Here is a 7,517-nt window from a genome sequence, read left to right as displayed (position 1 = left end):
TTGCGAGAATTCAGGAATGGGATCCCTTCACAAGGGCATTTGCGGCCATGCCACCTGGAGGAACTGTAGAAGATGGGTTTTAGGTTTTTCCGCCTTAGCGGTGTGGCTCGGGGTGATGCTGCTGATGGAGCAGTCCAGCCCCACGAAATCAGCCGCCGCTTCAATAGCTGTCCAATCGCGCTATAATCACATAGATAGGTCGTAGCGCCAGATCGACGCGACGGACAAACAGATCGACCAACTCGTCTACGAGCTCTATGGCCTAACCGACGAGGAAATCCGGATAGTCGAGGAGGCAACGAAATGCCTGAACCAATGACCTTTAGCGATGCCGCGTATAAGCTTCTCAAGGAGTCGGGTGAGCCGCGCCACTATCGATGGATCGCGGAGGAAGCTTTGCGACTTATTAACATGGGACTGAAACAGCCTGAAATGCCGGCATATCAAATAATTGCGGCGATCATCAACCCCGAAAAAGGAGATTAACACAATGCCAACGAAAGCAACCACAACAATGGAGACTGACTCCATCCTCCGCGTTGAAGGGCTGACCAAGCACTACGGCGAGGTTCGCGCGGTTGACGGGATCTCGTTCTCCGTCCCGCAGGGGACGGTGTTCACCATCCTCGGGCCGAACGGAGCGGGCAAGACCACGACCCTGGAGATCCTCGAGGGGCTGCGCGCTCCCGACTCTGGCGAGATCGAGTTCTTCGGACGCAGGATTGCCCGCGTCGGCCGGCAGGAAAAGACCCGCATGGGGGTTCTGCTCCAGGAGGGAAACTTCGAGCCGTACCTGCGGGTGAAGGAGGTCATTCGTCTGTTCGGATCGTTCTTCCCCCAGGCGCGGCCGGTGGATGAGGTGCTGGAACTGGTCTCTCTCACCGAGAAGAAAAACGCCTTCGTAAAGCAACTCTCCGGCGGGCAGCAGCAGCGCCTCGCCCTGGGAACGGCGCTGGTGAACGATCCTGATCTGTTGTTCCTCGATGAGCCGACGACCGGACTCGATCCGCAGGCGCGGCGGAACATCTGGTCGATCGTGACTGACCTGAAGGCGCAGGGGAAGACGATCGTCCTCACCACCCATTACATGGAGGAGGCGGAGGCATTGTCCGACCACGTGTGCATCATGGATCACGGGAAGATCATCGCTTCCGGCAGCCCGCGGGAGCTCACGGCACAACTCGGGGAGGAGACGATCATCGAGTTCACCGCGTCAGACACGGCGGCTCTCCCAACTCCTCCTCCCGGGGGAAAAGTGCGGCGGGACGGGGACGCAGTGGTGGTCGAGGTCACCGATCTCGTCCCTGCCCTGCGCGATCTTCTTGCCTGGGCGCACGAGAACGGGGTATCCCTCGATAACATGGTGATCCGCCAGCCGAACCTGGAGGATGTCTTCCTCGCCCTCACCGGGAGAAGGTTGCGGGATTAGGCGCCAGCTTCTTGCTGGTTTTGACACCACTCAGTCGGATCGGTATAAAGGATTGTGGAGGACGAAATGCGCAATCAAAACGACGAACTCGTCCGCAAGAAGGACCTGGAGGAAGTCGAGGAGAGGCTCGCGGCGAAGATCGACGGCGTCGACAAGCGCCTATCAACAAAGATCGATAATGTGGACAAACGCCTCTCGAAGAAGATCGACGAGGTGGATAAGCGCCTCTCGGCGAAGATCGATGCGAATGCTGCCAAGATCGACGCGAACGCGGGAAAGATCGATGCGAATGCAGAGATGATCAAGGCGAATGGGAAAAAGATCGAGGCAAACGCAGCCGCGATCCATAACCTGACCAGAGAGGTGGTCGACATCCGCATCCGGCTTGACCAGACCCTCACTCGGGACGAGTTCAAGGTGTATTTCGACGAGATCATCTCCGGTCAGGACAAGATGATGTCGATCCTCACCCGACTCGATCAGGATTGGATCTCCATCTTGTCCCGGATCGAGCGGTTAGAGCGGGACGTGGCGGAGCTGAAGGCGGATAGATCTGGGTGATCGCCCTCCAACGTTCGATTCAAGCCCGTGAACCAGCTTAAAGGACATCACACATGAACGGAATCCTCGCACTTGCCCGCGCTCACCTCATCACCGCGCTGCGCGAGCGGGTGACCCTGTTTTGGTTCATCGTGTTCCCCGTCTTCCTCCTCGTGATCCTCACCCTGATCTTCGGGAATCTCGGGAAACAGGGCGGGATGAACTTCCAAGTGGGGTTGGTGAACCTGGAGGAGGCGGAAGCAGGGCCGGATCTTGCCAGGGTTGTGATCTCCGCATTTGCGGCGATCGGGGAACCGGAAGATGGCAAAGAACCGCTCTTCTCCCTTCACCGCCCCGGGCCAGGGGAGGACAAGCAGGAGTTTCTCTCTCGCGCCAAGGAGGAGCTGCGGCACGGGAGGCTGGCGGCGGTGATCGTGATCCCGCGCGGGTTCAACCAGGCGGTCCTCTCCGATGCGGGGGCCGAGATCACGGTCTATACCGATCCGACGCGGAGCGGGTCCGCCCTCGCCGCAGATGTGATCGCCGAGGTCGTCTCCGGGGTCAACCGCGAGATCCTTGTCCGGATCGGACGGCTTGATCCGAATAACGAGATCCCGATGAGGAACGAGTCGTTGGCGGGGATGCCGGCTTCGTTCTCCTACGCCTCGTTCCTCCTCCCCGGAGTGGTCCTGATGGCGTTCTTCACCGCCGGGCTGTTCGGGGTCCCGGGGGCGATCCTCTACGCCCGCGATCGATTTCAGCTCCGCCGCTACTGGGTCACCCCACTCACTGTTCCCCGGTATCTCGCCGGATTTTCGTTAGGTCAGCTCGGACTGAGCGCCGTTCAATTCGCCGTGCTGTTTGCCATCGGCGAGTACGGACTGGGGGCGAGGGTGAACTTCGCTCGACCGCAGGCGATTGCGTTTCTCATCCTCGGGTTCTGCACTTTTCTTGCGTTCGGGTTCCTCATCGCCGCGGTCGCCAAGACAGCTAACGGAGCGATGGCGATCGCCAACATCCTCAACATCCCGCTCATGTTCCTCGGCGGGCTCTTCTTTCCGGTCGGGGATCTGCCCGGATTCTTGCGGGCGATCGTCCTCGTAAACCCGGTCACCTACATCGCCGGCGGGTTGCGGGCGGGTTTGGGGCTGACGGAGGGGACTACCTCGCCGATCGGGAGCGTCCTCGTCCCGCTCGGATGGATCGCGCTGTCGGTTCTTGTTGCCGCTCGGCGCTTGTCTTGGGAGGCGGAACGATGAGGGCGTTACTGCACGCCGAGTTTGTCACCTTCGCCCGGGACAAGACGGCGCTCGCGTTCACGTTCCTGTTTCCGGTCCTGTTCATCTTGGTGTTCGGATTCCTGATGGGGGGAGAGGACCAGTCCCGGTTGGGACTGGTTCTCAACGGCGTTCCGGGAACGAAGCTCGTCTCCGTCCTGGAGAAGACGGACGGAATCACGGTGACCAGCTTCCCGGACCGGGAATCGCTCAAGGAGGGGATCGAAAAGCGGCGGGTCGACTTCGGGCTCGTCTACGACGGGAAGGCGCTCGTCTTCGTCTATGATCCGACCCGGGTGCAGGATAATTATGCCTTCGAGCAGATCGCGCGCGGGATATCGACGCGGTTCAACCTCGCCCGCCAGGGTGCGCGTCCGGCCGTCTCCGTCCACGCGGTCGCGGTGCGGGAGACGAGCGGGAACTGGTTTGTCCGCGTCGTCCCCGGGGTGATCGCCTTCTCCATCCTCTCCGCCGGGCTGTTCGCGATCTCCGGGCACCTCGCCATGATGAAGGAGCGCCGTCAGCTCGACCGGTTCCTCGTCACCCCGATGCGCCCGATCTCCCTTCTTGCGGCGATCGCCGGAGTGCGGCTGGTTGTGGCCTACGTCTCGGCGTTCCTCACCCTGCTCGTAGCGATTACGGCCCTGCACCTGGAGTTCTCCGTCGACTGGGGCCGCTACGCGCTCTTCGTCCCTGCGGCAACGATCGGGGCAATGGGGATGGGAGCGCTCATCGCCTTGGTCGTCCGCCGTCCGGAGAGCGCGGGTAATGTCTCCAACATCTTCGCAATGCTGATGATGTTCCTCGCCGGGATCTACTTCCCGATCGAGATCATGCCGTCCTATCTGCGCGCGTTCTCCAAGCTGCTCCCCCTCACTTACATGGCCGATGCCATGCGGGATATAACCGGAGTAGGGGAGATGCCTCCGTCCGAGTTCTGGGGGATCACCGCCGGATTGCTCGTACTCGGTCTTGTGCTCCTCCCCCTCATTGCCCGCTACATCGTGCGGGCGGACCGCCGCTGATCCGTCCGGTATAATCGGAAAAAAGGAGGTGGGGCATGAGACTGTACAACACCCTCACGCGAGAAAAGCAGGAATTCGAGCCGCAGGACGGAAAGACGGTGAAGATGTACGTCTGTGGCCCCACCGTCTACGATCATCTCCACATCGGGAATCTGCGGCCGGTGCTCGTCTTCGGCGCACTGCGTCGCTACATGGAACTGTTCAAGGGGTGGGAGGTGATCTACGTCCAGAACATCACCGACGTGGACGATAAATTGATCGCCCGGGCACAGGAGAGCGGGGAGACGGTGGCCGAGGTGGCGGCACGGTACACCGAGGCGTACTTCCAGCTCCTCGACCGGCTCGGGGTCGTCCCCCCGACCCACAGCCCGCGTGCCACCGAGCACATCGCCGGGATGATCGATCTCGTCCAGCAGTTGATCGAGAAGGGATACGCCTACGAGAGAGGTGGCGACGTGTACTTCCGCGTGCGCGCGTTCAGTGAGTATGGCAAGCTCTCCGGCCGCAGCGTCGATGAGCTGCGCAGCGGGGCCAGGGTCGCAGCCTCCGAGCTGAAGGAGGATCCCCTCGATTTCACCCTGTGGAAGGCGGCCAAGCCAGGTGAGCCGAAGTGGGATTCCCCGTGGGGCGAGGGGAGACCAGGCTGGCATACCGAGTGCGTCGTCCTCTCGCGTCATTACTTGGGAGAGACGCTGGACATCCACGCCGGGGGGAACGACCTCATCTTTCCCCACCACGAGAACGAGATCGCCCAGGCCGAGGCGGTGAGCGGGAAGACCTTCTCCCGGTTCTGGCTGCACAACGGGATGCTCACCGTTAACGGCGAGAAGATGTCGAAGTCGCTCGGGAACTTCGCCTACGCCTACGAGGTCCTGGAGCGGTTCGATCCGGAGACGGTGATCTATTTCTACCTCTCCCGCCACTACCGCAAGCCGCTCGATTACTCGGAGGCGGCTCTGGCAGAGGCGGAGAAGGCGGTCGACCGGGTCCGCACCCTGATCTCCGAGGTGGAGGCCGAGCTGCGCGGCGCCGGTGATGGTGAGCTGGGAGAGGCAGGGAATGAGTTCGTCGCCGGGCTCTCCCGGTTCAGGGACAGGTACGTGGAGGCGCTGGACGACGATTTCAACACGGTCGGGGCGCTCGCCGCGATCCAGGAGCTCGTTTCGGAGGCGAACCGATTCCGTGCCAACGCCGCTGGCGCGGACCGACTCGGGCTGCGGGACGCCGTCTCCCTCCTGCGGACCCTCGGAGCCCCGCTCGGGCTTTTCCGCAAGCGGGAGGAGATGCTCCAGACGACAACCGGGGATCTGATCGATCTCCTTATCGAGCTGCGGATGGAGCTGCGCAAGAAGCGGGAGTTCGAGCTCGCTGATCGGATCCGCGATCGGCTGAATGATCTCGGGATCGTGCTCAAGGACACCCCGCACGGGACGATCTGGATGTAAGGAGATCATGAAGCGATTTATGTCAGCTCCATCTTGTTTTCAGCCGAATACTGCCTTGATGAACCATCTCTGAACTCTGAATAGCGCGGTTTCCCGACCTACTTTCTCGTAGTTAGGTAAGCAGGAATCATTTTTAACTATTTACTTTTCTTGTCTTCTCCCAGCCAGGCGGTTGAGATGGTTTAGTGTGAATATTGACACCTCGCTTTTTTCTTGTTATATTAATGATAGAATTGCACTCAATTAGGAAATAGAGGGAGGTGGTAGGCTACATACTTTAATATGACTGGCGCAAGACAATGGCGATGTTGCTAGCTAAAAGGAGGTATAACCAAATGTATCGAAGATTGTTTGTCGTGGGATTGGTTTTTAGCTTAATCTTGGGTGGTTTTGCAATCGCTCCCTGGGCTCAAGCCTTAGCAGACAAACAGGTACTTCGCATTGCCTTTGATGCATCAGATTTAAAGACCCTTGATCCTCACTACGCTGCCGCCACGATGGACCGTGCGGTGGTAGATATGGTTTTTAACGGACTTGTTCGCTATAAACCCGGAGACATCACCCAATTTGAGCCTGATCTAGCTGAGAGCTACGAAGTGTCAGCGGACGGTTTGACCTGGACTTTCCACCTTAGAAAAGGCGTAATGTTCCATCCATTTAAGGGATACGAAGATGGCTATGAGTTGACGGCAGAAGATGTTGTTTTCTCGCTTAATAAAGCAGCTAACAAGGATACCTCGGCCTACGCGGGAGAGTACAGTGGCTTGTCTTTCATGGCGGTAGATAAATACACCGTTCAAATCACGACTGAAAAGGCTATCTCTCCTAGTTTGTTCTTACCCAAGGTAGCTGATTATGCCGGAGGGTTCATCGTCAGTAAGCGAGCAGTGGAGGCGTTAGGGGAGGACTTCAAAACACATCCCGTAGGGACTGGACCGTTCATGTTTAAGTCCTACTCGCCGATGCAGAAGGTTGTCCTTGTGCGTAACGAGAATTATTTCCGCGGTGCCCCTATTCTAGAACAGGTTGAGGTCTGGTATATGTCAGATATCAACAGTCGGCAAGCGGGTTTAGCCGCTGGGCAACTTGATGTGATCGACGGTGTCAGGGAACAGATGTGGGTCAACGCCGTGAAAAATCAGCCGAACACGGTAGTTGACATCTTCGGCCCTGGAGAGACTGAGGTTGAGCATCTCAACATATCCAAAGGACCGCTCAGCGACGTTCGGGTCCGGCGGGCCATCGCCTATGCGATAGATCGAAACGAACTCCTCGCCTTTATCGGAGAGGACGTGGCTGAGCCATTATACGCTGTAGTTCCTCCCTACCTTGCTGGGGGCATGGACAAGGAAGAGGTGGCGAAGGCCGGGTTGCTCTACACCGTTGATCGAGATAAAGCAAAGGCCTTGCTTGCCGAAGCAGGGTATCCGGATGGGTTCAGCCTTGATGCTGTAATCACGGAGAAGGACAGCTATCGGCGTCCGTTTGAAAACGTCCAGGCACAACTCAAAAAGGTGGGAATCACGCTGAATCTCAAAGTGGTTGATCACTCCACCTATCACTCAATGATCCGCAAGGACGTCAACCCGATCGTTCACTACGAATGCTGGCGCCCGAATGCGGACGTCTTCCTGACACGCTTCTATCACTCTGCCTCGATTGTTGTGACTGGGGCAAAACCCGATACCAACTTCTCGCACTACACGGGGATCGATTGGTTGATCGAGGCGGCGCGCACGGAGCTTAACCCGACGATTCAGGCGATGCTCTGGGAGACAGCGCAGCTTAAGCTGTTGGAGGA

At 58.8% G+C, this 7,517-nt stretch carries 7 protein-coding genes; all 7 read left to right on the top strand.

Annotated features, from left to right (window positions below; genetic code table 11):
- Nucleotides 1-303 precede the first annotated feature (303 nt).
- Nucleotides 304-486, top strand: coding sequence for a hypothetical protein (locus J7J55_04195; protein ID MCD6141901.1), 183 nt, complete (start codon nucleotides 304-306; stop codon nucleotides 484-486).
- A gap of 28 nt (nucleotides 487-514) precedes the next feature.
- On the top strand, nucleotides 515-1,429 hold the full coding sequence (locus J7J55_04190) for an ABC transporter ATP-binding protein (protein MCD6141900.1): 915 nt from the start codon (nucleotides 515-517) through the stop codon (nucleotides 1,427-1,429).
- Nucleotides 1,430-1,495: 66 nt separating this feature from the next.
- Nucleotides 1,496-1,990, top strand: a complete 495-nt coding sequence (locus tag J7J55_04185) for a hypothetical protein (protein MCD6141899.1) — start codon at nucleotides 1,496-1,498, stop codon at nucleotides 1,988-1,990.
- A gap of 53 nt (nucleotides 1,991-2,043) precedes the next feature.
- Nucleotides 2,044-3,228 (top strand): ABC transporter permease, encoded by a 1,185-nt coding sequence (locus J7J55_04180; GenBank protein ID MCD6141898.1) that lies wholly within the window; start codon nucleotides 2,044-2,046, stop codon nucleotides 3,226-3,228.
- Nucleotides 3,225-4,271 carry an ABC transporter permease gene (locus J7J55_04175; protein MCD6141897.1) on the top strand — a complete coding sequence of 349 codons (1,047 nt, stop codon included), beginning with the start codon at nucleotides 3,225-3,227 and terminating at the stop codon, nucleotides 4,269-4,271. Before J7J55_04180 ends, J7J55_04175 begins: the two co-directional genes overlap by 4 nt.
- A 35-nt stretch (nucleotides 4,272-4,306) precedes the next feature.
- Complete coding sequence (cysS, locus tag J7J55_04170) at nucleotides 4,307-5,716, top strand: cysteine--tRNA ligase (protein MCD6141896.1); 1,410 nt, start codon at nucleotides 4,307-4,309, stop codon at nucleotides 5,714-5,716.
- A gap of 335 nt (nucleotides 5,717-6,051) precedes the next feature.
- Nucleotides 6,052-7,517, top strand: a 1,466-nt coding sequence (locus J7J55_04165; GenBank protein ID MCD6141895.1) for a polyamine ABC transporter substrate-binding protein, incomplete at its 3' end; no start/stop codon positions are given.

The organism is Candidatus Bipolaricaulota bacterium (assembly GCA_021159055.1).
In the GTDB taxonomy this organism is placed as follows: Bacteria; Bipolaricaulota; Bipolaricaulia; order UBA7950; family UBA9294; genus S016-54.
The sequence above is the reverse complement of the archived record's forward strand: the minus strand, read 5'-3'. Positions and strand labels throughout refer to the sequence as shown.

What these genes read in the sequence shown, in the direction of transcription:
- J7J55_04195 (MCD6141901.1), top strand. Translation starts at nt 304, where the DNA reads ATGCCTGAACCAATGACCTTTAGCGATGCCGCGTATAAGCTTCTCAAG.
- J7J55_04190 (MCD6141900.1), top strand. Translation starts at nt 515, where the DNA reads ATGGAGACTGACTCCATCCTCCGCGTTGAAGGGCTGACCAAGCACTAC.
- J7J55_04185 (MCD6141899.1), top strand. Translation starts at nt 1,496, where the DNA reads ATGCGCAATCAAAACGACGAACTCGTCCGCAAGAAGGACCTGGAGGAA.
- J7J55_04180 (MCD6141898.1), top strand. Translation starts at nt 2,044, where the DNA reads ATGAACGGAATCCTCGCACTTGCCCGCGCTCACCTCATCACCGCGCTG.
- J7J55_04175 (MCD6141897.1), top strand. Translation starts at nt 3,225, where the DNA reads ATGAGGGCGTTACTGCACGCCGAGTTTGTCACCTTCGCCCGGGACAAG.
- cysS (MCD6141896.1), top strand. Translation starts at nt 4,307, where the DNA reads ATGAGACTGTACAACACCCTCACGCGAGAAAAGCAGGAATTCGAGCCG.